At 61.9% G+C, this 21961-nt stretch carries 23 protein-coding genes; 12 read left to right on the plus strand and 11 right to left on the minus strand.

The window, feature by feature from the left end:
• Positions 1–176 precede the first annotated feature (176 nt).
• Positions 177–779, plus strand: coding sequence for an NUDIX domain-containing protein (locus K9B37_RS14725; protein WP_224314025.1), 603 nt, complete (start codon positions 177–179; stop codon positions 777–779).
• On the opposite strand, the gene K9B37_RS14730 is transcribed toward K9B37_RS14725, so the two are convergent.
• The 3 genes from K9B37_RS14730 to K9B37_RS14740 form a co-directional block, all read right to left on the minus strand.
• The gene (locus K9B37_RS14730) at positions 776–1696 is read right to left on the minus strand and encodes a tellurite resistance TerB family protein (protein WP_224314027.1); all 921 of its coding nucleotides are present in this window, start codon (positions 1694–1696) and stop codon (positions 776–778) included. The two genes, K9B37_RS14725 and K9B37_RS14730, sit on opposite strands and share 4 nt — an antisense overlap.
• 81 nt (positions 1697–1777) lie before the next feature.
• The gene (locus K9B37_RS14735; RefSeq protein ID WP_224314028.1) at positions 1778–2314 is read right to left on the minus strand and encodes a hypothetical protein; all 537 of its coding nucleotides are present in this window, start codon (positions 2312–2314) and stop codon (positions 1778–1780) included.
• Between the two features lie 214 nt (positions 2315–2528).
• On the minus strand, positions 2529–3641 hold the full coding sequence (locus K9B37_RS14740; protein WP_224314030.1) for an S-(hydroxymethyl)glutathione dehydrogenase/class III alcohol dehydrogenase: 1113 nt from the start codon (positions 3639–3641) through the stop codon (positions 2529–2531).
• Positions 3642–3808: 167 nt separating this feature from the next.
• Here K9B37_RS14740 and K9B37_RS14745 point away from each other — a divergent pair, with 167 nt between their 5' ends.
• Complete coding sequence (locus tag K9B37_RS14745) at positions 3809–4453, plus strand: MBL fold metallo-hydrolase (protein ID WP_224314150.1); 645 nt, start codon at positions 3809–3811, stop codon at positions 4451–4453.
• Positions 4454–4462: 9 nt separating this feature from the next.
• On the opposite strand, the gene K9B37_RS14750 is transcribed toward K9B37_RS14745, so the two are convergent.
• The 4 genes from K9B37_RS14750 to K9B37_RS14765 all read right to left on the minus strand — a co-directional run bounded on the left by K9B37_RS14750 (position 4463) and on the right by K9B37_RS14765 (position 9000).
• Complete coding sequence (locus tag K9B37_RS14750) at positions 4463–5521, minus strand: thermonuclease family protein (protein ID WP_224314031.1); 1059 nt, start codon at positions 5519–5521, stop codon at positions 4463–4465.
• Complete coding sequence (locus K9B37_RS14755) at positions 5514–6254, minus strand: hypothetical protein (protein WP_224314033.1); 741 nt, start codon at positions 6252–6254, stop codon at positions 5514–5516. Before K9B37_RS14755 ends, K9B37_RS14750 begins: the two co-directional genes overlap by 8 nt.
• Positions 6255–6394: 140 nt before the next feature.
• Positions 6395–7630, minus strand: a complete 1236-nt coding sequence (locus K9B37_RS14760) for a YeeE/YedE family protein (RefSeq protein WP_224314035.1) — start codon at positions 7628–7630, stop codon at positions 6395–6397.
• A 143-nt stretch (positions 7631–7773) separates the two neighbouring features.
• Positions 7774–9000, minus strand: coding sequence for an MFS transporter (locus tag K9B37_RS14765; RefSeq protein ID WP_224314036.1), 1227 nt, complete (start codon positions 8998–9000; stop codon positions 7774–7776).
• Between the two features lie 227 nt (positions 9001–9227).
• On the opposite strand from K9B37_RS14765, the gene K9B37_RS14770 reads away from it, so the two are divergent.
• The 6 genes from K9B37_RS14770 (at position 9228) to minE (ending at position 14280) form a co-directional block, all read left to right on the plus strand.
• The gene (locus K9B37_RS14770) at positions 9228–10148 is read left to right on the plus strand and encodes a DMT family transporter (RefSeq protein ID WP_224314038.1); all 921 of its coding nucleotides are present in this window, start codon (positions 9228–9230) and stop codon (positions 10146–10148) included.
• A 68-nt stretch (positions 10149–10216) separates the two neighbouring features.
• Positions 10217–11854, plus strand: a complete 1638-nt coding sequence (locus tag K9B37_RS14775; RefSeq protein WP_224314040.1) for an SUMF1/EgtB/PvdO family nonheme iron enzyme — start codon at positions 10217–10219, stop codon at positions 11852–11854.
• Positions 11855–11866: 12 nt separating this feature from the next.
• Positions 11867–12355, plus strand: coding sequence for a DUF4399 domain-containing protein (locus tag K9B37_RS14780; RefSeq protein ID WP_224314041.1), 489 nt, complete (start codon positions 11867–11869; stop codon positions 12353–12355).
• Between the two features lie 113 nt (positions 12356–12468).
• On the plus strand, positions 12469–13182 hold the full coding sequence (gene minC, locus K9B37_RS14785) for a septum site-determining protein MinC (protein ID WP_224314043.1): 714 nt from the start codon (positions 12469–12471) through the stop codon (positions 13180–13182).
• Between the two features lie 22 nt (positions 13183–13204).
• On the plus strand, positions 13205–14020 hold the full coding sequence (minD, locus tag K9B37_RS14790; protein WP_224314044.1) for a septum site-determining protein MinD: 816 nt from the start codon (positions 13205–13207) through the stop codon (positions 14018–14020).
• Positions 14017–14280 carry a cell division topological specificity factor MinE gene (gene minE / locus K9B37_RS14795; protein ID WP_224314045.1) on the plus strand — a complete coding sequence of 88 codons (264 nt, stop codon included), beginning with the start codon at positions 14017–14019 and terminating at the stop codon, positions 14278–14280. The genes minD and minE overlap by 4 nt, the downstream gene beginning before the upstream one ends.
• Positions 14281–14336: 56 nt before the next feature.
• On the opposite strand, the gene K9B37_RS14800 is transcribed toward minE, so the two are convergent.
• Together K9B37_RS14800 and K9B37_RS14805 are read right to left on the minus strand one after the other, a co-directional pair.
• On the minus strand, positions 14337–14777 hold the full coding sequence (locus K9B37_RS14800) for a hypothetical protein (RefSeq protein WP_224314047.1): 441 nt from the start codon (positions 14775–14777) through the stop codon (positions 14337–14339).
• A 170-nt stretch (positions 14778–14947) separates the two neighbouring features.
• Positions 14948–15715, minus strand: coding sequence for a sulfite exporter TauE/SafE family protein (locus K9B37_RS14805; RefSeq protein WP_224314049.1), 768 nt, complete (start codon positions 15713–15715; stop codon positions 14948–14950).
• A 415-nt stretch (positions 15716–16130) separates the two neighbouring features.
• Between K9B37_RS14805 and K9B37_RS14810 the strand changes: the two genes are divergently transcribed.
• From K9B37_RS14810 to K9B37_RS14820, 3 genes are read left to right on the plus strand one after another with little or no spacing between them, the layout of a single operon-like run.
• Positions 16131–16790, plus strand: a complete 660-nt coding sequence (locus K9B37_RS14810; RefSeq protein WP_224314051.1) for a peroxiredoxin — start codon at positions 16131–16133, stop codon at positions 16788–16790.
• Between the two features lie 44 nt (positions 16791–16834).
• Positions 16835–17755, plus strand: a complete 921-nt coding sequence (locus K9B37_RS14815; RefSeq protein WP_224314053.1) for an MBL fold metallo-hydrolase — start codon at positions 16835–16837, stop codon at positions 17753–17755.
• A gap of 60 nt (positions 17756–17815) precedes the next feature.
• A complete protein-coding gene (locus tag K9B37_RS14820) occupies positions 17816–18844 on the plus strand; it encodes a cysteine synthase A (protein ID WP_224314055.1) in 1029 nt (342 codons plus the stop codon).
• Positions 18845–18878: 34 nt separating this feature from the next.
• Here the strand turns inward: K9B37_RS14820 and K9B37_RS14825 are convergent, their stop codons facing one another.
• Positions 18879–19859: an aldo/keto reductase gene (locus tag K9B37_RS14825; protein ID WP_224314057.1), complete on the minus strand. Its 981-nt coding sequence runs from the start codon at positions 19857–19859 to the stop codon at positions 18879–18881.
• A 739-nt stretch (positions 19860–20598) separates the two neighbouring features.
• Between K9B37_RS14825 and K9B37_RS14830 the strand changes: the two genes are divergently transcribed.
• Positions 20599–21276: a TerC family protein gene (locus K9B37_RS14830; RefSeq protein WP_224314059.1), complete on the plus strand. Its 678-nt coding sequence runs from the start codon at positions 20599–20601 to the stop codon at positions 21274–21276.
• 195 nt (positions 21277–21471) lie between these two features.
• Here the strand turns inward: K9B37_RS14830 and K9B37_RS14835 are convergent, their stop codons facing one another.
• Positions 21472–21891 (minus strand): nuclear transport factor 2 family protein, encoded by a 420-nt coding sequence (locus K9B37_RS14835; RefSeq protein ID WP_224314060.1) that lies wholly within the window; start codon positions 21889–21891, stop codon positions 21472–21474.
• Positions 21892–21961: the final 70 nt, after the last annotated feature.

Below are 21961 nucleotides of genomic sequence, written 5' to 3' on the forward strand. Positions count from 1 at the left end.
GATTCGCGACAATCACTTCTCTATGATCGCTACAGGAGGCTTGGCGTTGATGCAATGCAACACGTGCCCTGTTCCGGAGCCACAAGAGGCAACGCTGCATCGGCACTCGATTGGAAAATCACGAAGATTCTCTTGGAAGCGCAGCATTCTGGCACTCCGTTGCGCAGGAGAAGAACATGTCTGGACATGAGATCAGGCGGGTTAAGGTTCTCCATGCAGGGCGAAGAAATCTTCTGTCGCTCACCCTTGCTGCGCCTGGCGGCGAGACCATGGTGCGTGAGATTCTGGAAAGCCCTCCGGCAGCGACGGTTCTTCCGTACGACATGGCTCGGAAAACGGTCGTCCTCGTAAGACAATTCCGCGCAGCCGCCATGCAGGCGCATGAGCCTGCGAATCTGCTCGAAGCGATCGCAGGTCTCATCGATGTTGGTGAAATGCCGGAGGATGCGATTCGGCGGGAGGCGATGGAGGAGGCTGGCCTGTCCCTGCAGGCTCTCGAGCCTCTTGGAGCCGTCTGGGCGTCGCCGGGCTATTCAACGGAGCGCATCCACCTCTTCCTCGCGCCGTACTCCGCGGCAGACCGAAAGGGCATTGGTGGTGGGTTGGTTTCTGAGAAAGAGGAGATCGAGATTTGCGAGGTCGCCATCGCCGATCTGCAGGGAATGATTGCCCGGCAGCAGCTCTGCGATCTCAAGACCTTGGCCTTGATCCAGGCGCTCGGCCTGAGCCACGCGGAGTTGTTTCCGCCAGCCGAGCGTGGAACGCCTGCGACGACCTAGCCCGGGGCTACCCCGGATGCTGCGGCGTCGATCTGCGCGACGAGGCGCGGATCGAGGCCGAGGGCTCCCGAGAGATGCGCCAGGAAGACCCGCTCTTCCACCGTGTTCGGTGTGATGATGCGCCGCGCCGCCGTATAGACTTGGATGGCGGCTTCCCGGGTTTTCACGGCAGCGGCGAGTTCGGCTGCCGTCGCAGGACGGGCGAGCTCCGCCTCAACGAGATGAACGCCTTCGCCGTCGATTCCCGCATTCTTGAGCGTCCCAAGGATTCGCTCCCGCTCGTCCTCATCGATACGCCCATCGGCTGCGGCTGCCGCGATCATGGCGCGCAGGACCAGAAGCGCCGTGTTTTCGCTCTCGGACGCGGCGGGCACTGGAGGAAGGGCAGGAGTTCCGATGGTGGGCGATGGAAGCGCTGGCGGATCCGCGGGCTTAGGCAGGGCCTGTGCCTCAAGCAGAGGACCGGTCTCTTCGCCTTTGTTCATAAAGCGGCCCAACAGGGCGACGCCCTTGGCCTTGGCCTTTTCCGTGAGCTTGCGTCCGGTTTGCGAGTTCACCACGGCCTTGGTGACGCCTGCCATGACCGCATGCACGGCAGCATTGCCCTGCGGCGTCTTGAGGTAATCCTGAGCGCGGCGGAGCAGGAGATCCGTGAGATCCGATGGTGGGGGGGCAGCGGCCTTCTCGGGCTTGGGTGCAGCAGGCTGCGGGTCGCCATTCGAGGATTGGCTTGGCGGCGGGGAAGGCCTGTTCGCCAGATCGATCAGGTCGCTGAGTAGGGAGCCGGCACCGAGAGGGCTGGCCGCAGCGGGCTTGGGCGCCTCGGCCGGCTTCGGAGCCGTAGGAGGTGTGGCCGGCTCGGCGCTGGGTGCCGCCGGCGTTCCGAGTGCATCGAGGAGTTTCTTGGCGTCGAACATGGAGCTTGCCCCCACGAAGTCATGAAATGTAGCTGAGAATTGCTTTCTTACGCAATTCAGGGCGCGGCGGGTTCCGCACCGTTAGAAGATCGTGGAGAAGATCATGGTGAGGAAGCTCCAGACCATCATGCCGCCCATCGCGTAATAGGCCCATTTGGGCATTCCGCCCGGAGCGGCTGAGGCTCCGGAATGGGCGCCCATGGCATCGATCAGCTGAGTCTGCACCTGCTGGCCTTTCAGCAACAGCAGGGTTAGTCCCTGGATCGCCTCGGCCTGGGCGTTGAGCAGGCTCGCGATATGGGGCTCTCGGGCATGTGGATCCGGCGCCGCCTCGTTGAGATGGGCAAGGGATTCGCCGATCTGGCCGATCGCGCCGCGCATCACATCGAAGTTCTGGCTCTGCTCCGCGAGAAGCACACGCGCCTGGGTCAGGGGATCGGGCATATTCTTCTGGGCGGCCTGGGAGAGGTGTTGCATCAGCCCCTCCTGGCCTTTGGTGAGGGCAACCCGTACGGCCTTGCCGGCATCGGAGGCCAGGGCCGCCTGCGTCATGCTGACGGCCTTGCCGACCAGCTGGTCGGCATTGGGTCTGAGAGTGGGTTCGCGGCTCTGTTCCATGATCGACTTCGGATGAAAAGATTCGGATGAAGAGCGCTCTCATAGCTCAAATGGTTCTCAAGAGCTATGCTCTATCATTCCAAATCCTAATATTCCTTTGCGTTACCTCGCAAGCAGTGCGCTGGAACACCTTTCAACGTGGGAAATCTGTAAGCTTCGCGGTCGCGAAGCTTGGCCGTAACAAATCAGTTGGAGTGAACGATCCCTAGAGGTCTTAGTAAATCACCACGGATCGGATCGACTTGCCCTCGTGCATGAGATCGAAAGCCGTGTTGATCTCCTCCAACGGCATCCGATGGGTGATCAAGTCATCGATATTGATCTTCCCCTCCATGTACCAGTCGACGATCTTCGGCACGTCCGTGCGCCCGCGTGCGCCGCCGAACGCGGTTCCCTTCCACACGCGTCCCGTCACGAGTTGGAACGGCCGGGTGGCGATCTCTTTCCCCGATTCTGCGACCCCGATGATGATGCTTTCGCCCCAGCCCCGGTGACAGCATTCGAGGGCTTGGCGCATGACGTTCACGTTGCCAGTCGCATCGAAGGAGAAGTCGGCACCGCCGCCGGTCAGATCGATGATCGCCTGCACGACCTTGTCGCTGCCGATCTCATTCGGATTGATGAAGTCCGTCATGCCGAATTTTTCGGCCATGGCGCGCTTGGCGGGGTTGATGTCGACGCCGATGATCTTGTCGGCGCCGACCATGCGGGCGCCCTGGATGACGTTGAGGCCGATGCCGCCGAGGCCGAACACCACGACGTTCGCACCAGGCCAGACCTTCGCCGTATAGATCACTGCGCCGATGCCCGTCGTGACGCCGCAGCCGATATAGCAGATCTTGTCGAAGGGCGCGTCCTCGCGAATCTTCGCGAGCGCGATCTCCGGCAGGACGGTGAAGTTCGCAAAGGTCGAGCAGCCCATGTAGTGGAAAACCGTATCCCCATCGCAGCGGAAGCGGCTTGTGCCGTCGGGCATCAGACCTTGCCCCTGTGTGGTGCGGATCGCCGTGCAGAGATTGGTCCGTCGCGACAGGCAGGATTTGCACTGGCGGCATTCAGGTGTGTAGAGCGGAATCACATGGTCGCCGGGCCTTAGGCTCGTCACGCCCGCTCCGACCTCGCGCACGATGCCTGCGCCCTCATGGCCAAGGATGGCCGGAAACTTGCCCTCCGAATCAAGGCCCGAGAGCGTATAGGCATCCGTGTGGCAGATGCCCGTTGCCATGATCTCCACGAGCACTTCGCCCGCCTTGGGGCCTTCGATGCGCACGGTTTCGATGGTGAGGGGCTTGCCCGCTTCCCACGCCACGGCTGCTCTCGTTTCCATTCCGTCGATTCCTTCCTGGCTTGCGCCCGTGACTATGTGAACCGGGATAGCGCAAGGTCAAGGGAAGTCAAAGTCAGGGGAGGGACGTGATCGCGAGGGCTTCCAAGACGCTGCTGATATCCCTATGTCGTCTCTGTCAGCCATTCGAGGATTCTGTCGTGTCAGATATGCGCGCCGCCATCATTCCGGTCACGCCGTTCGAACAGAACTGCACGCTTTTGTGGAACGACAGCACCAAGAAAGGAGCGGTGATCGATCCCGGGGGCGATCTCGACCGCATCCGCAAGGTGATCGACGAGAGCGGCGTGACGGTCGAGAAAATCATCCTCACCCATGGCCATATCGACCATGCCGGCGGTGCAACGCAGCTGAAGGAGGATCTCGGAGTTCCGATCGAAGGTCCTCACGAGGCAGATCGGACGCTTCTGGAGCATTTGCCGGAGCAGGGCCGCGCCTATGGCTTCGACGGCGTGCGCGCGGTCATGCCGGATCGCTGGCTTAAAGAGGGCGACACGGTGACCGTGGGCGGCCTTGTCATGGATGTGCTGCACTGCCCCGGCCACTCGCCAGGGAGCGTCGTTCTCGTATCGCGTGATGATCGCTTTGCCTTGGTTGGCGATGTACTCTTCAACGGCTCCGTCGGCCGCACGGATCTTCCCGGAGGAGATGGGGCTGCGCTCATCCACGCGATCAAGACGAAACTGCTGCCGCTCGGTGATGACGTCACTTTCATCTGTGGCCACGGTCCAATGAGCACCATCGGACAGGAGCGGGCGACAAATCCTTTCCTCCAGGACAACATGTTCGCCTGAAGCGTCGGTCTATCGGCTCCAGACTCCGGTACGCGCCTGTCGGGCATGCTCGGCGGCGGCCTTGAGATCCTCCGTTGCCTGTGAGGTCGCGCGACCGCCGCCATTGTAGAGCACGACCGTCGAGAGATCCTTGCCCTCCACAGTGCAGCGATGCGTATTGGTGCCTGCCACCGGCTGGCAACTCACTTCTCGGCCGGCGAGATAGCGAGACAAGTCGTCCGGCTTGCCGCCGCCAGAAGCCCATTCGACTCCGAAGAGATGAATCACGCGGCCCTGCAGAGAAAGAGTCGACGTATCGATCACCTCGGGAAGGCCGCGGAGCGGAGTGCCCGCTGCCCCGTTCATCTCAGGAACGCTGCCCGTCAGAGCAGGTCCGGACGGATGATCATTTCGTTCGCCGTTGCGAAGCGCCGCATAGGCACCGATCGCAAGAAGGGCTGCCGCGGCGAGAGCACCGAGAACAACCGGTCTCCTTCGCCATGGGCCATCCGTCGGCAGTCGTCGTGATACGCTCCGGACCATGTCGGGCCATCGCGCGCCGAGCATACGTAGTCGCTCTGCCTGTTGTGCTGCGGTTCTGCTCCAGCGCGGCTTCTGTCGATGAAACCAGGCATTGGCCTGTTGCCAACCCAAGCGCGCTGAATGAATCCGTTCTGAATAGCGCGGCACGGCGGCCTTCGGTGAAACAACGCTTAACCAATCGCGCTCGACTGGAGATGCATCAGGCGCGCCCGGAAGAGTATCTTCCTGATCAGGTGTTTGCCTGAAGAGGGCGGGTCTTGTGCGTCGAATCCCCTCCAGAATCCCTCTGATCGTGGCCTCGGCTCCGAGGTTCTCGTCGTTCTCGCATGGCTTTCCGCTCTCATCGAGAGCCGTGATCTTCAGCAAACCATCACGTTCGGAATAACGCAGCGAGCTTTCGACGATGAGTTCGAGAGGCTGGCGCGCATCCTCAGTAGGGTGGAAGAATGTAAGCTCCTGGCGGATCATGGCGCGCACCCGTTCGCGGAGCTCTGCCGGATCTCGATCCGGCGAGAGGCTGTTCTGATCAAGATCCGACTCAGTCATCGTCCGATTCCTCCGGTATCACGACGGGCTGATCGGGGCCTTGGTCGAGCACGATGCTGCTCTCGGCGGCAATGACAGGTTGATTGTCGACGAAGGTTACGATCAGCTGGAGGGCGCCCACCCCCTGCGCCTGCCTGCCCCGCTTCGGATGCGCGGCGGTAAAGTCGAAGATTGCTTGCACGGCGCAGTCATCTCCCTGCATTTCACAAGCCACCTGCAGCGTGCCGGGGCGGGCATTGTAGCTGCGCTCGGGCCAACGGCGGATGAACCGCCGCTTCTCGCGCATGAGGTTGCGGGCGCTCACCAACCGGCCATGGAACAGGACGCGGGGTCCGTAGAATTCGGATGTCGCATCGAGGCCCTCCTCCGTCACGCTGGACCAGGATTGGAGATAGCGAAGCGTCAGGTCTCGCGCCGCTTGCGTGCGTTCAGGCCTCGCATCGTTCTGCGGCGAAGCGAGCGTCGGCGAAGTCTGATCCGGACGCGCACTCTGCGCGGACGGCGCCGGCGAAACAGGACTCTCTGCGTGAGCTGCCGGCGGAGCTTCGGGAGCGGGAGCTGGCGCGGCGGGCGGTGGAGGAGCGGGCTGCGCCGGCTGTGCAGGAGACGGTGCCTTCAGATCGGCGGGCGGATCGACCCAGGGGCGATTGGTTTGGGCCAATGCCTGAGGGATGTTCAAGAGCAGGGGTGTTGCCAGACACACCCCCCAGAGATGTCGCAAACCGGCCCTCATGAGATCTCCCGCCTTCTCGTTCAATCGGAACAGGCGCGGGAGAAAGCGGCTAAGTGCGGTCTAGGTTCCCAAGATGCCGACTTTCCCGGGCGCAGGCCAAACGCCGCGGATGGCCTTTGCGGAGGGAAGGGCTCTCGTGATCAGCAGCCGGTCAGCGCCGGCGTGCGCTCGACTTCAAGACCGAAGAACGGGCGCAGCTTTGTCCCGAGGACGTTGCCGAAGAAGGCCGCCACGAGCCAGACCCAACCGTGCAGACTTCCCGAGGCGATGCCTGAGAAATAGGCGCCGATATTGCACCCATAGGCGAGGCGCGCGCCGTATCCGAGAAGGAGGCCGCCGACAATCGCGGCGATTGCCGAGCGCAGGGGAACGCGCCAGACCGGAGCGAAGCGGCCGGCCAGGGCGGCGGCCAGGAGCGCTCCCAGCACGATGCCGATGTCCATCACGGATGTGACGTCGTTGAGGATGCTTCCTTTGAGCGCCGCCTGCTGCGCTGGAGCCGACCAGTAAGGCCAGCTCGCCACGTCGAAGCCGAGGCCCGCCGCGATCTTCGAGCCCCAGAGAGCAAAAGCCGAGGTGATGCCCCAGGGCCGTCCGGCGAGGGCGAGGGTCGCGAAGTTCAGGAGCGCCAGGGCGACGGCGCCCGCCACGAGAGGCCAGGGGCCCCTGAGAAAGCGGGTCAAGCCGACACGGGGAGAGGCGGCTGCCGTCAGGAGGCGGCCATGCCGGCGCCGTTCGAGAACGATCGTGACGACCGCAATGATTGCGAAGACCATCAACTGGATGGCCAGACCCGCCCAGGGACCGGCGGTCTCGATAATCGAGATCTTCGGCAGACTTGGCAGAGCCGTCCACCAATGGAGATGTGCCGCGCCGATGGCGGAGCCGGCAATGAAGGCGGCAAGCGTGATCAGCATGCGGGTGGACCCGCCGCCGACCGTGTAGAGGGTTCCCGATGCGCAGCCGCCGCCGAGCTGCATCCCGATTCCGAAAATGAAAGCCCCGAAGACCACGGAGACGCCCGCTGGCGATACAAGGCCTGAGACGGGTTGTCCGAACAGGGAGCCGGAGGCTAGCACGGGGAAGAACAGGATCGAGGCGACGGCCAGCATCACCATTTGCGCGCGCAGGCCCTCGCCGCGCCTGTCGGCGATGAACACCCTCCATGCGGAGGTGAAGCCGAAAGCCGCGTGATAGAGCACCAGCCCCAGGGCTGCGCCCAGAACGTAGAGCGCTGCCTGTCGCGGATTGACCACGGCTCCGATGAGCGCGGCACCAGCGAGAATGCCAGCGCCGGCGATCAGAGAGGCGGGGCTGTTGATGCCGGTTCCCGAGGCGGGCAGGGGAGGGGCGGAGGCGACGGCGGAGCCTGACATGGCGATTTCCTGGTTCGCAAAAGCAGGAAGGCGCTCGCATCACGACGGCACCTTGCGACAAATTCACAGACCTGAAGATGCTTCTCTCTTAATTCACATTCAAGATTAAATTATAGTCAAATAAATACATAATTATAATGTAATTAAACCCTCGTTCCGTCCGGCGCGATAGGGGAAAGGCGGGTCAGCCACAGGGCAATTCCGAGCGCAGCCAGCAGCAGAACTGCTACGAGAGCAGTCACGCCAGCCCAGTTCCATGCCGACCAGAATACGCCGCCCAGGGTGCCGACGGCGCTGGAGCCGAAATAATAGGCGAAGAGGTAGAGGGCCGAGGCCTGTGCCTTCGCGATCTGCGCCCGCTGTCCCACCCAACTGCTGGCAATCGAATGGGCGCCGAAGAAGCCGAATGTCACGGCGACGATGCCGAGCAGGATCAGCAGGAGGTTCTGTGACAGCGTGATGGTCAGTCCGGCCAGCATGACAAGAATCATCGTCCAGAGCACTTTCCGTCGGCCGAGCCGTCCGGCGAGGTGGCCGACGAAGGTCGAGCTGAATGTGCCGACGAGATAGACGGTGAAGATGGCGCCGATGGCCGAGTGACTGAGGGAATAGGGCGCCGCGATGAGCCGGTAGCCCAGGTAGTTATAAAAAGTCACGAAGCCGCCCATGAGCAGGAAGGCTTCCGCAAACAGGGCTCGCAGCCCCGGATCACGCAAATGCGTGGCGAAGGAGCGTAGGAGATCGGCAGGGTCGGCTCGGCGGGGCAGGAAGTGGCGCGACTCCGGCAGACTGCGCCAGGCGGCGATCGCCGCCGCGAGGCCGAGGGCCCCAATGGTGCCGATGGCGAACCGCCAGGAGACGAGATCTGTGAGGACGCCAGTGACGACCCGGCCGGCCAAGCCACCAATGGCATTGCCGCCAATGAACAGGCCCATCGCAAGACCGATGGATTTGGTGTCGACCTCCTCGCTCACATAGGCCATGGCGATGGCTGGCAAGCCACTCAACGTCGCGCCGATCAAGAGGCGGGTCACCAGCAAAGTATGCCAGTTCGGCGCGACGGCCGAGACGATCGTCAGCACTGCCGACGAGAACAATGCTGCTACCATGAGGGGCTTTCGGCCCCAGACTTCCGAAATCGAACCGGTCACCAGCATTGCGACGGCCAGCATGCCCGTGCTCAAGGACAGGGACAGGCTGCTGACAGCCGCGCTGACGTGAAACTCCTGGGAGAAGACCGGCAACAGCGGTTGCACGCAGTACAGAATGGCGAAGGTTGCGAAACCGGCGGCAAACAGGGCAAGATTCAGCCGCCTGAAGGCGGACGTGCCACTCTCGAGCCGTCCTGGCACCTCACCTTTCCCAACCATTCCGCAGCTCCACGGATCCTCATGAATGAACGCGGCTTGCCGGTTCTCAGCTCCTATAGCAGGGTGCCGCGGAAAGAGGGCATACGCGATTTCGGAACCATTCCTCGGGCGCATGGAATGCTTGTCGCCTTTGCGCTTCTCTTTCGGAGCGAAACATTGCTCATGGTGAATGATGGATCGTCTCGCGACGCAGAATCCCGATGGTCCCCCCTGTTCTCGAGAGATCCATGACTGCTCCTTCGATCGCCCGGCAGGCTACTCCTGCCAACACGGACGGCAAAGCGTCGGCGGCGCAGTTCCATGGCACGGTCCTTATGGTCGTTTCGACCGTCTTCTTTGCCTGCTCCGACGTGACCACGAAGGCGCTCGCCGGCCAGTTGCCGGCCGTCGAAGTTGCCTGGTTGCGTTATGTCACTTTTGTCCTGATGGCAGTTCCGCTGTTGCTCGCCAGCGGCGGCGGTTCGGCCTTGCGTTCCCACCGCCCGAGCCTGCAGATCCTGCGCGGTCTCGGAATGGTGGGATCGGCTTTGCTGTTTACCGCCGGGCTTCCCTACCTACCGATTGCCGAGGCCTCCGCGATCTACTTCATCTCGCCCATCCTGATCATGGCACTCTCGATCCCGCTCTTGGGCGAAGTGGTCGGATGGCGTCGCTGGAGTGCCGCTTTTGTCGGCCTCGTCGGAATGCTCTTCGTTATTCGCCCAGGCGCGAGTACTTTCGAGGCGGCTGCGATCCTGCCGCTTCTCGGTGCAACGAGCTGGGCTACCGCCGCCGTCGTGACCCGCAAGATGAGCGGGGATTCCGCCGTCACGACGCTCGCCTACTCGGCGCTGGTCGGTTTCGTTCTTCTGAGCCTTCTTTTGCCTTTCGTTTGGGTGACGCCCAGCCTCTTCGAACTCGGCCTGGGCCTTGCGATGGGCATCTTCTCGAGCGTCGGCCATTGGCTCGTCATCCTCGCGTACCGGCAGACCCACGCCTCCGCGATCGCGCCTTTCTCCTATATCCAGCTCTTCTGGGCCGGAACTCTGGGCTATCTCGTGTTCGGATCTGTCCCGGATTCCTGGACCATCATCGGCGCGTGCATTATCGCACTCAGCGGTCTCTATACGGCCTATCGGGAGCGTGTTCGGGCCGTTTCCAAAGGTTGATCGCGATTGGCTCCCCCAGCGTAAGGGTGTACGCTCTCCACCCTTGATCGTGCTGTCGGGAGACATGGATGCCCGGAGAGAGCACATCGCATGTGGCCGGAAGCCCACGTCGTCTGGCGGCGATCCTGGCGGCCGACATTTCCGGCTACAGCCGCCTGATGGGCGCGGATGAGGAGGGCACCCTCGCTCGCCTCAAGAGGCATCGCCGCGAGCTGATCGAGCCCACGATCCAGGAGCATTACGGGCGGCTCGTGAAGACGACCGGCGACGGCTTCCTCGCCATGTTCGACAGCCCACTGGAAGCCGTCCGCTGCGCCATCGTCATCCAGCAATCCATGGCCGCCCGCAACATGTCCCTGCCACCGGAGCAGTGGATCCGCTACCGGATCGGCGTCAACCTGGGAGACGTGATCGTCGATCCCGACGACATCTATGGTGAGGGCGTGAACATCGCGGCACGGCTCGAAAACCTCGCCGATCCCGGCGGTGTCCTGATTTCCGGGGGTGTCTACGAGCAGATCAAGAATAAGCTCGTCTGCGGTTACCAATCCCTCGGTGATGAAAAGCTCAAGAACATTACTGATCCGGTGCGGATCTACAGAGTTCTGCCTGACCCAGCCTCGGTTGCAAGGGCAACGCGGCAGCACTGGGTCTGGCTGTCATCGGGCGCGGCAGCGCTGCTGATCCTGGGGGCCGTCGGCTGGTCCATCATGAAACCGGAGACTTCGGAGGGCGGGCGCCGCTCCGCCTCGCTGGAACAATCGGCCGACAAAACGTCCGCATCCGGACTCCTCCAGGCGGAATCGTCGTCATCGGAGCCGCAATCCACCAGCGCTTCTTCGGCCGCTGGGGCGCCGTCCGGGATGCCTCCGGCTCCCGCTGCCCCCAGCTCCAACCTGCCGATTCCAATCACACCGATTTCCCCCTCGCCAGGAGCAGCGACGAAAACGGCGCCTTCCACCGTGGCTGCGATCCCATCACCCAGCAGGCCAACAGATACCGGCTCCGGATCGAGCATCCGCGATTGCCAGGGCTGTCCCGAACTCGTCCGGGTGCCCGGCGGAAGTTTTCGGATGGGAAGCGACGAGGATAGCTCGGAAAAGCCGATACGTCTCGTTCAGGTGTCCGCCTTCGCGATCGGCCGCTACCCCATCACGGTCGCCGAATGGAAGCAATGCGTCGCCGCGAAGGCCTGCCCCGACGTGGTGCGCGGCGAGGATATCGATCCGGCGCGCAACCTAAGCTGGTTGGATGCGCAGCAATATGTCGACTGGCTCGCCCAGAGTACGGGCCTGGCCTATCGGCTGCCGAGCGAGGCCGAGTGGGAATACGCCGCGCGGGCAGGGTCCACGGGACGCTATTGGTGGGGCGAGAGGATGGCCCCCAGAATGGCCAATTGCAAAGGCTGCGGTGACCCTTACGATGCGCATCAGCCTCTGAAGGTCGGAAGTCTTGTGTCCAATCCGTTCGGGCTGAGCGACGTGAACGGGGGCGTTGCCCAGTGGGTCGCCGATTGCTGGCACCCCAATTATCAAGGCGCGCCCGCGGACGGAGCTGCCTGGACGGAGCCGGGCTGCCGCGAACATGTCTTGCGTGGAGGTTCGTGGCGTAATGATGCCAGCTATGCCCGCTCGGCAAGCCGCATGTATTACGACACCGGGGTTCGGTATCCCGCGCACGGATTGCGGGTCGCGCGTTCGCTTTGACAGGAGAAAGACATGCCGGCCGTTCTTCGTGGCCGCCTCGCCGCTATCGCGGTCCTTGCGGGATTCTTTGTCCCGGGCGCTGGGACATCGCTGCATGCGCAGACCGCTGCGCCGTCAGACGCGGTGGTCTACATCATTTATCCGCATGACGGACAGAGGATCAGGGGGGCGTTTCCTGTCAGGTTCGGACTGCGCAACATGGGCGTGACCCATGCCGGCGATACGACGCCCAACATGGGGCATCATCACCTTCTGGTCGATGTTCAGGAGGACATTGATCCCAACGAGCCTCTGCCGACCGACAAGCAGCATATCCATTTCGGAGCGGGTCAGACTGAAACGCGGCTCGATCTCCCGCCGGGGCGCCACACTTTGCAGCTGGTTCTGGGCGATGCAGAGCACAGGCCGTTCAAGCCGATGCTGATCTCCAAGAAGGTGACCATCACGGTGCTGCCGCCGCGCGGCCGCAGGGCGCCGCAGACGAGCCGGGCGGAGCGTTGAGCCGGAGCGCTTTTAGCTGCCGTTCTCCTGAAATTATGGGGCGGACAGGCGTCTTCTTAACCGGCTGTTAACCATAAAACGACGAAATCAGTGCATATAAGGAATCTGATTTCGTGACCATCGCCGTTCGCCCCCGTCCCGCCCTCCGCTTCCGTGGCAGATCGTTCCTGGCCCTGGTTCTCGCGCCGGTCGTCCCGCTGCGGGACTGGCTCGAGGATCTCGATGTCGTTGCCAAGAGTTCGCCTGGTTTCTTCGCCGATCGCGCGATCATTCTGGACGTGTCGGCGCTCAAGCCGTCGAAGTCGGAGCTGAAGTTCCTGCTTGCGGCGCTCAAGATGCGCGAGATCCGGATCATCGGATTGGAAGGGGCCGCGCCGCAGGTTCTCGATTCCGATATGCCGGCTGCCGTCAACGGCGGGCGCGCGGCAGGTGATATCGAGGTCCCGGAACTTGACGCGATGCCAATTCCGGTCCAGTCCGCTCCCGAGCCCGCGGTGAATTCGACGCTTTTGATCGAGGGCTCGCTGCGGTCGGGGCAATCGATCCTCCATACGGAGGGTGATGTGACCATCCTCGGATCCGTGGCCTCCGGCGCCGAAGTCGTGGCCGGCGGTTCCATCCATATCTACGGCGCACTTCGCGGTCGCGCCATTGCGGGTTGCACCGGCAACAGTCGCGCCCGCATCTTCTGCCGCAAGTTCGAGGCCGAGCTCATCGCCGTCGATGGGCTCTACAAGACGGCTGACGACCTGGGGTCGAAGTTCCGCGGTCAGCCCATCCAGGTGAACCTGGATGGCGATGCCATCATCCTGAAAACGTTGGACTGACAGACAGAAAAGAGAGACGACAATGGCCAAAGTCTTGGTCGTAACATCTGGCAAAGGCGGTGTCGGCAAGACCACATCGACGGCGGCGCTCGGTGCTGCCCTCGCCCACGGCGGTGAAAAGGTCGTCGTCATCGATTTTGACGTCGGTCTGCGCAATCTCGACCTCGTGATGGGAGCGGAGCGCCGCGTCGTGTTCGATCTCATCAACGTGGTGCAGGGCGACGCGAAGCTCAATCAGGCTCTCATCCGCGACAAGCGCATGGAGAACCTGTCGCTCCTGCCGGCGTCGCAGACGCGCGACAAGGATGCGCTCACCGAGGAAGGCGTGGCGCGCGTCCTCAACGAACTGCGCGAGAAGTTCGACTGGATCGTCTGCGATAGCCCGGCCGGAATCGAGAGAGGAGCGACTCTTGCGATGCGCCATGCGGACGTCGCCGTGGTCGTCACCAATCCGGAAGTTTCCTCCGTCCGTGACTCCGATCGCATCATCGGTCTGCTCGACTCCAAGACCGAGAAGGCCGAGAAGGGCGAGCGCGTCGAGAAGCATCTCCTGCTCACCCGCTACGACCCGATCCGCGCCGAGCGCGGCGAGATGCTGAAGGTCGACGATGTGCTCGAGATCCTTTCCATCCCGCTGATCGGCATCATTCCCGAGAGCGAAGAGGTGCTGCGCGCCTCCAACGTCGGCTCTCCCGTCACTCTGAACAGCCCGACCAGCGCCCCGAGCAAGGCCTATTTCGACGCCGTTCGGCGCCTCAAGGGCGAGACGGTCGAGATGTCGGTCCCCACCGACAAGAAAAGCCTGTTCGGGAAGTTGTTCGGACGGAGGGCCGCATGAACCTGATGAGCTTCTTCCAGCGCCGCACGTCTGCGCCAGTGGCGCGGGAACGGCTGCAAATTCTTCTGGCACACGAACGTGGTGTCCTTGGTGGAAAGTCCGATCTTGTGGCTGTTCTGCGCGAAGAGATCCTGGCCGTCGTCCGACGCCATGTGACGATCGAGCAGGAGGGGGTGCAGATCAAGATGAACCGCGGTTCGGACATGTCGACCCTCGAGATCGAGGTCGAGATTCCCGCTCCGGCCTCGGCCGGAGCCTGATCCGAAAAAGGGCGCCTTAAGGCGCCCTTTTTGTTTTGGTCTCCGTCCTTGCCGGCTCAGGCCGCAGACGACGATTCCGCCTCTGCCGAGGAAGACGATGTTTCCGTCGCCTCCGACCGCTGCGGGTAGCTGCGAGGCAGGTTCGAGACCGGGCGACTTGGCGGCGCCGCTGTACGGGGACCCGCCGCCTGCAAATCTCCCTGCACGCTCTCCAGGAGAGCGGCAACCCAGCTATGCCCCGTTCCCATGCTTTCGCGAAGAGCGGTCTTCGCGACATCGATCTTTGCGGAGACTTCCATGAGATTGCGTGATTGCAGCGTGGCGAAGTCCTGCTCGATCGTCCGTAGCTCGCGGAGCAGTTCCTCGCGCAACGAACTCTGATCCTCCGACGTGATCAGGGGAGAGGCAAGCATGCCGCGCAGCGCCGCCCAGCGCAGGCCGAGGGCGCTGACGGATTGGACACCATCAAGGCCCGAGAGATTCTTGGAGTCAGCCACGGCGATTTTTCCTTCTTGTGATTGAGAATCAGAGGGACTGAGTGAGGGCCATGGTTGTGGCGTGAATCGGGCAGACATGCCGAAATTCGGCTCGTGGCTAGGCTATTTGTGACGCGTGAAACATTATCCTTGGATAACGAGCCCCGCTCTCGATCATCTCCCGCTCTCGATCATCTGATGAAGAAATAGATCGTGAGCAGTGCACCGACCCCAATGACCAGCCAGCGGATGACAGGAGCGGGAAGCTTCCGCCCGAACGCCACGCCTGCATATCCGCCTACGACGGATGCCGCGCCGACGATGAACGTTTCCCGCCAGCTCACCAGTCCGGCGGCGATGAACAACACGACTGCAACCAGCTGAATCACCGTGGAGCAGAGATGCTTGGCGGAGTTGATGAGGTGAAAGTCGTCGCCCTCCGTGATGGCAAGGGCCGCCAGCATCACGATGCCCATGCCCGCGCCGAAGAATCCGCCATAAACAGAGACGAGGAATTGGAAAGCGAGGCCACCCACCCAGGCTTTCGTGGAAGGATGCTTGCCCTCGGCGCGGCCGATGGAGCGAGCAAGCGCAACGATTTGAGGACTGGCAGCGAAAAGCAACGTCGCGAAGAGCAGAAGCCAGGGCACGAGAACGCTAAAGGCAGCGTTGTCGGTGGCGGTCAGAATGTAGGCGCCGAGCAGGCCTCCGACCAAGCTCACGAGCCCAAGCGCAGCAAAGCGCTTGAGATTGGCCGCAAGCTCTCGCCGATAGGCCCAGGCGCTAGCAAAGTTGGCAGGCGTGACGGCGACCGCGCTCGTGGCATTCGCCATGACCGGCGGGAGCCCCACCGCGATCAGGGCCGAAAATGTGAAAAAGGTGCCGCCGCCCGCGATGGCATTGACGAGGCCTGCGCCGAGGCCAGAGGCAGCGAGGAGCGCCGCTGTTGAAAGATCCATGATCGACAGGTGCTTGAATGGCAATTCAGGAAGGATGCAGGATGATCGATCCCTTAGCATAGCGCTGCCGCGGACCCAAACCCATTCGGCGAAGGCTGAGTCTGCGGAGGAGCGTTGCGCGTCGTCGATGATCCTAGGGATGCCGCGAAAAGTCCTACCCGGATATCGCCCTTGCATTGTTGAATACGGCTCTCCGCGAGATATCGTATTCATGTCAAGGCTGGCCTTGAGTAAGCCTATAAAGGACTGAAATATTGTATTTATAGTCCTAGGGGGCTGTATATTTGCAGAGAGCTAGAGTTAGTTCGTGCCATGTGGAGAGGAGTTAAGAATAGGCGTCCCTTGTCGCCCCTGCTCCTTTCGGTGCTATAGTCGCCCCGTCTGGACAATGCCCATGATGTGATGGGAGGCTAAGATGACGCTGCAGATTGGCGACACGGCTCCGGATTTCGAAGCCGAGACGACACAGGGCCCGATCCGCTTCCATGAATGGATTGGTGATTCATGGTGCGTATTGTTCTCGCATCCGAAGGACTTCACGCCGGTCTGCACGACCGAGCTCGGTTATATGGCCAAGATCAAGCCGGAATTCGACAGACGTAATGTGAAGATCATCGGGTTCAGCGTCGACCCCACCACCAATCACGGGCGATGGGCGGAAGATATCAAAGAGACGCAAGGTTATGCACCGAACTATCCCATCATCGGCGATCCCGACCTTCGGATTTCAAAGCTCTATGGCATGCTGCCGTCGCATGCCGGCGACAGCTCGGAAGGCCGTACCCCAGCCGACAACCAGACGGTGAGAAACGTCTTCGTGATCGGCCCTGACAAGAAGATCAAGCTGATCCTCGTTTATCCCATGACAACCGGCCGCAATTTCGACGAGGTGCTGCGCGTCATCGACTCCCTGCAGCTGACGACGAAGCATCGTGTCTCGACGCCGGCGAACTGGAAGCTGGGAGAGGATGTGATCATTGCCGGATCCGTGTCGGACGATGAGGCTCGACAGATCTATCCCGAAGGGTGGAAGGCACCGCGGCCCTATATCCGCATCGTGCCGCAGCCCCGCTAAGGCAGCGCATCGTCCCGATCGTGGGCTTTAGAGGAGCGTGGCAGATGAGCATTTCGGCTCTTCCCCGTCAGAGCGAGAGCCTGCAGCGGGTCCCCGATGTGGCGGCTTTCTATGAGAGTCGCACATGCAGTGTCCAGTACATTGTGTCTGATCCAGAAACATCGGAATGCGCGGTTATCGATCCGGTTCTGGACTATGATGAAAAGTCCGGCTCCATTGCGACGGATACCGCAGATGAACTCGTGCGCTACATGTCCGAGCGGCATCTGAAGCCCGTTTGGATTCTCGACACGCATCCTCATGCCGATCATCTGTCCGCCGCCGACTATCTGAAGCGGCAGACAAATGCACGCACAGGCATCGGCGAAAAAGTCGTCGAGGTCCAAAAGCTCTGGAAGTCTCTTTACAACCTCCCTGAGAACTTCCGGACGGACGGCTCGCAATGGGATTGCCTTTTCACGGATGGCGATCACTTCACCATTGGCGGGTTGAAGGCGAAGGTTCTGTTCTCGCCCGGACATACCCTGGCCTCCGTCACCTATGTCGTGGGCGACGCAGCCTTCGTTCACGACACGTTGCTAATGCCCGATTACGGCACGGCGCGCTGCGACTTTCCCGGTGGAAGCGCTGCGCAACTCTGGGGGACCATTCAGCGTATTCTCTCCCTGCCTGACGAGACGCGTCTCTTCGTCGGGCACGACTATCGTCCGGGCGGACGGGAGCCGGCGTGGGAGAGCAGCGTCATTCAGCAACGCACCCACAACGTCCATCTTCGGAAGGTCGCCGACAAGCAGGACTTCATGGCCCTGAGGCAGACGCGCGATGCGACGCTTCCCATGCCGAAACTGATCCTCCATGCGCTGCAGGTCAACATCGCAGCCGGCCAGTTGCCCGCGCCTGAATCCAATGGGGGGCGCTATCTCAAGATTCCTCTCGATGCGCTGCCGGGAGCCAAATGGGACTAGAGAAATTCGCTTGCCATCCTGTACAAGGCTCGCAGCACTATTGATGCGGGGACATGGGTGATGATCCACCAAAGGGTCGACGAAGCCATCGGCAATACGCCGATGATCAGATTGCGCAAAGCATCCGAGATCACCGGATGCACCATTCTGGGCAAAGCGGAGTTCATGAATCCCGGGCAGTCGGTGAAGGATCGGGCGGCGCTCTTCATCATCCGGGACGCCGAGAGGCGCGGTCTGCTGCGACCGGGCGGCGTGATCGTCGAGGGCACGGCCGGAAACACGGGCATCGGTCTGGCCTTGGTCGGAAATGCCCTGGGCTATCGGACCGTCATCGTCATCCCGGACACTCAGACCCAGGAAAAGAAGGACATGCTGCGCCTGTGCGGCGCCGAGCTGATCGAAGTACCGGCGGTCCCTTACGCCAACCCGAACAACTACGTGAAGGTGTCCGGCCGCTTGGCGGAACGGCTCGCCGCGTCCGAACCGAACGGAGCCATTTGGGCCAACCAGTTCGACAATGTGGCCAATCGGCAAGGCCATGTCGAAACGACCGGCCCGGAGATCTGGGATCAGACCGGCGGCAAGGTTGACGGATTTATCTGCGCAGTCGGAACCGGCGGTACGCTGGCCGGCGTCGGCATGGCGCTGAAGGAGCGCAATCCTCGGGTTAAGATCGGACTTGCCGATCCTATGGGCGCTGCCCTCTACAACTACTATACGGCCGGTGAACTGAAGGCCGAGGGCTCCTCGATCACCGAGGGTATCGGCCAGGGCCGCATCACCAAGAATCTCGAGGGTTTCGCTCCTGATGCGGCTTTCCGGATTTCGGATGAGGAGGCTCTGCCGATCATCTTCGATCTACTTGAAAACGAAGGGCTTTGCCTCGGGGGATCCTCGGGGATCAACGTGGCTGGCGCGATCCGGCTTGCAAAGGATATGGGGCCGGGCCACACCATTGTGACCGTGCTCTGCGACTACGGCACGCGCTATCAGTCCAAGCTCTTCAATCCAGCCTTTTTGCGCTCCAAGAACCTTCCCGTTCCGGCCTGGCTCGAGCGGACAAGCACTCTCGATCCAGGGCTCGTGTGAACGGGCGCTCCTTTGCAGGTAGCCAACTGAGTGTTTAGCGTCCGAGCGCCTGCATTTGCGGAGCCGCATAGCGGGTCCCAGATGCCGCGCCGAGGGGAAGCACGCGGTCGATGCGGGCTAAATCATCCTGCGTCAGCGAAACCTTGAGCGCCCCGACATTTTCTTCCAGATAGTGGCGGCGCTTGGTACCGGGGATGGGTATGATGTCGCTCCCTTGGGCCAGAACCCAGGCGAGAGCAAGCTGTGCCGGAGTGCAGCCCTTCTCCTGTGCCATCATTTCGATCTCATGCACGAGATCGAGGTTTTTCTGGAAGTTCTCGCCCTGGAAGCGCGGCGTGTTGCGGCGATAATCGTCGGAATCGAGGTCGTCGATGCTTTTGATCTGTCCCGTCAGAAAGCCGCGGCCGAGTGGAGAGTAAGGCACGAAACCGATTCCGAGCTCGCGGACGGTTGGAAGAATCTCGGCCTCCGGATCGCGGCTCCAGAGGGAATATTCGGTTTGGAGCGCGGTAATCGGGTGAACAGCGTTCGCCCGGCGGATCGTTTCGGGTCCTGCCTCGGAGAGCCCCAGGTAGCGGACCTTTCCCTGACGAACGAGATCCGCCATGGCGCCGACCGTGTCCTCGATGGGCGTCTGGGGGTCGACGCGATGCTGGTAATAAAGGTCGATGACTTCGATTCCGAGTCGTTTCAGGCTGGCCTCGCAGGCTTGGCGGACATAATCCGGCTTTCCGTTGATGCCGAGATAGCTTCCATCAGCGGTCCGCATGTTGCCGAATTTCGTTGCGAGCACGACCTGATTGCGCCGGTCGCGGATCGCCCGGCCCACCAGCTCTTCGTTGCGGCCGACACCGTACATGTCCGCCGTGTCGAGGAAGGTCACGCCGAGCTCAATCGCTCGATGGATCGTCGCAATGGCTTCAGCCTCGTCCCGTCCACCATAGAAATCGGACATGCCCATGCACCCGAGGCCCAGGGCCGATACCTCAAGATCGCGAAGCCGACGATACTGCATGGCTGGTCTCCGAAAAGATTCTGAATGAAAGAGGGTGAGCGCCCGGTGGCGAAAGTCTGACAATTGGCGGCAATGCGTAGGCGTTTGGCTGCCTTGTCGGAGGGGGAAATGATCTTCTCTGCCGAATCGTCAAGCCGGATGGCCGCCTGTGCCGGAAACCCTTGAGTGCGGCCAATCCCGAAAAGCGCGCAGCGCCGTGTCTGAAGGTTGAATTGCCCGCTCGTCCTAGATCGGGTAGCACCTTCTCTTGATCCTGCCGCAAGGCACAACCTTGGAACATGCGTTGTCGCAACCGCACCCATATTTCTGGCTTGCCCGATGCCTGCAGTCGTTTCTGCTGCTCGCCTGCCTGTCGGTTGCGAATCTCGTGTCCTGGCAGGACGACGTTTCTGCCCAGTCAGCCTTCAGCACTGTCGCCGAGGAGACGCTTCGGGAAGGCGATGCAGATTCCTGGGATAATGGGGATAATTCCCCAGAGCCCGCCCTCGCAAGCGTTGCCTATAGAGCGCCTGTCAATCTCGGCGATCTACTAGACCGTACGATTGATATCTCGCTGACATCTCGCGCGTTGGACGTCCAACGCGCCACGGGACCGCCTCGAGCCTGAGGTCCCCGCAGGGGAAGCCTGCGGCGCATTCGATTGCTGGCATTCACACGTGATGCGGCATCAGACCCCAACTCCCATCGTTGCTCGTCGCGCCCGGCGGAGTCCGGTAGCGTCATTTCATCAAGTTCGCTCATGGAAACACTTCTTCCCTCACTCCTGAAGGTCCTCGGGATCATCTGGATCAATATCATTCTTTCGGGAGACAATGCCGTCGTGATCGCCATGGCGTGCCGTGGGTTGCCTCCGAACCGCCGCCGAACCGGAATGATCCTCGGCGCGGGCGTCGCAGTAGGTCTACGGATCCTCTTCACGGTTCTGGTCATTGCTCTCCTGGCCACGCCGTTCCTTAAAGTGATCGGCGGCGTTCTCCTGCTTTGGATCGCCGTGAAGCTCCTGGTCGGCGAGGATGAGGAGGGCTCGGTCAAGCAGACCGATCGGCTCTGGCATGCGGTATGGACGATTGCCGTTGCAGATGCCGTGATGAGTCTCGACAACGTTCTTGCCATCGCGGCCGTTGCGCAGGACTCGACCTTTCTCCTGATCCTGGGCCTGGCGATTTCGATCCCGCTCATCATCGCCGGCGCAGCCGTAATCATGGCGCTTCTCGACCGATTCCCCATCCTGGTCTGGGCCGGTGCTGCGCTCCTCGGCTGGGTCGCCGGCGAGATGGCCGTGTCCGATCCCTGGGTGGTGGGACAGCTCGGTGCGGACTTCGTCCACAGGGCTGAAATTCCGGCTGCGATTGTGGCGGCCGCCTTCGTGGTCGCCCTCGGATATGGCCTTCGCCGAAGGGAAGCCGAGAAAGCCTAAAGATACGCGGGAAGGAGAAGCATGATGTTCGGTTATTCTATCCCTGATGCCGTCATGTTCTGGATCAACGCCGTCGTGACCTCCGCGGCGGTTGCTTCGGCCTGGGTCAACCTGATCATCAACCTCGACAAGTTAATCTGACGCGAGCAGCGACGGTCAGCGACATTTCCCGTCGCTGACCGAGGCCCCGCGGCATCAAGTCGTCGCGGCGGCGAAGCATGCTGCCGTATCGAAGAACTCCACGAAGTCGATCGCCTTCCCGTCCCGGAAGCGCCTGACATCCACCTTCGGAGTGTCGGCGATCTTGCCGGTTGTCCTATGACGCCACTTCACGCGGCCGATCACGACGACCCGGTCGTCGTCCGCGATATAGTCGTTCATGTCGTAGGTAAGCATTTCCCAGTCGCGGGTCAGGCCCTCGAGATAGCCCTGGATCTCGTCCCTGCTTTTCCGTGGCGCCGTGAATGCCATCTCGGGCGCCCCGTTCGCTAGCGATCCGAGCGAAGCATCGTCCGCCAGAACATCCATCCAGCAGGCGCAATCAGCCCCTTTTCCTTCGGACCACTGCGCATAAGCTTTCCGAAGCTGCGCGACATTCTGATCTTGCGTTGGCATGCAGTCCTCCCCGGTTGGGCCACCTTGCCCTTTCCGCCCTCTCGGAAACCATGTGCCGAGCCCTAAGCAG

Origin of the sequence: Microvirga puerhi (assembly GCF_020089865.1) — a bacterium.
GTDB lineage: Bacteria > Pseudomonadota > Alphaproteobacteria > Rhizobiales > Beijerinckiaceae > Microvirga > Microvirga puerhi.

Bases quoted from the DNA above. Each gene is read 5' to 3' on its own strand.
- K9B37_RS14775 (WP_224314040.1), top strand. From the start codon at position 10,217: ATGCCCGGAGAGAGCACATCGCATGTGGCCGGAAGCCCACGTCGTCTG.
- K9B37_RS14725 (WP_224314025.1), top strand. From the start codon at position 177: ATGTCTGGACATGAGATCAGGCGGGTTAAGGTTCTCCATGCAGGGCGA.
- K9B37_RS14810 (WP_224314051.1), top strand. From the start codon at position 16,131: ATGACGCTGCAGATTGGCGACACGGCTCCGGATTTCGAAGCCGAGACG.
- K9B37_RS14730 (WP_224314027.1), bottom strand. From the start codon at position 1,696: ATGTTCGACGCCAAGAAACTCCTCGATGCACTCGGAACGCCGGCGGCA.
- K9B37_RS14780 (WP_224314041.1), top strand. From the start codon at position 11,867: ATGCCGGCCGTTCTTCGTGGCCGCCTCGCCGCTATCGCGGTCCTTGCG.
- K9B37_RS14825 (WP_224314057.1), bottom strand. From the start codon at position 19,859: ATGCAGTATCGTCGGCTTCGCGATCTTGAGGTATCGGCCCTGGGCCTC.
- K9B37_RS14805 (WP_224314049.1), bottom strand. From the start codon at position 15,715: ATGGATCTTTCAACAGCGGCGCTCCTCGCTGCCTCTGGCCTCGGCGCA.
- K9B37_RS14835 (WP_224314060.1), bottom strand. From the start codon at position 21,891: ATGCCAACGCAAGATCAGAATGTCGCGCAGCTTCGGAAAGCTTATGCG.
- K9B37_RS14740 (WP_224314030.1), bottom strand. From the start codon at position 3,641: ATGGAAACGAGAGCAGCCGTGGCGTGGGAAGCGGGCAAGCCCCTCACC.
- minD (WP_224314044.1), top strand. From the start codon at position 13,205: ATGGCCAAAGTCTTGGTCGTAACATCTGGCAAAGGCGGTGTCGGCAAG.
- K9B37_RS14830 (WP_224314059.1), top strand. From the start codon at position 20,599: ATGGAAACACTTCTTCCCTCACTCCTGAAGGTCCTCGGGATCATCTGG.
- K9B37_RS14760 (WP_224314035.1), bottom strand. From the start codon at position 7,630: ATGTCAGGCTCCGCCGTCGCCTCCGCCCCTCCCCTGCCCGCCTCGGGA.
- minE (WP_224314045.1), top strand. From the start codon at position 14,017: ATGAACCTGATGAGCTTCTTCCAGCGCCGCACGTCTGCGCCAGTGGCG.
- K9B37_RS14765 (WP_224314036.1), bottom strand. From the start codon at position 9,000: ATGGTTGGGAAAGGTGAGGTGCCAGGACGGCTCGAGAGTGGCACGTCC.
- K9B37_RS14815 (WP_224314053.1), top strand. From the start codon at position 16,835: ATGAGCATTTCGGCTCTTCCCCGTCAGAGCGAGAGCCTGCAGCGGGTC.
- K9B37_RS14735 (WP_224314028.1), bottom strand. From the start codon at position 2,314: ATGGAACAGAGCCGCGAACCCACTCTCAGACCCAATGCCGACCAGCTG.
- K9B37_RS14770 (WP_224314038.1), top strand. From the start codon at position 9,228: ATGACTGCTCCTTCGATCGCCCGGCAGGCTACTCCTGCCAACACGGAC.
- K9B37_RS14820 (WP_224314055.1), top strand. From the start codon at position 17,816: ATGATCCACCAAAGGGTCGACGAAGCCATCGGCAATACGCCGATGATC.
- K9B37_RS14745 (WP_224314150.1), top strand. From the start codon at position 3,809: ATGCGCGCCGCCATCATTCCGGTCACGCCGTTCGAACAGAACTGCACG.
- K9B37_RS14755 (WP_224314033.1), bottom strand. From the start codon at position 6,254: ATGAGGGCCGGTTTGCGACATCTCTGGGGGGTGTGTCTGGCAACACCC.
- K9B37_RS14750 (WP_224314031.1), bottom strand. From the start codon at position 5,521: ATGACTGAGTCGGATCTTGATCAGAACAGCCTCTCGCCGGATCGAGAT.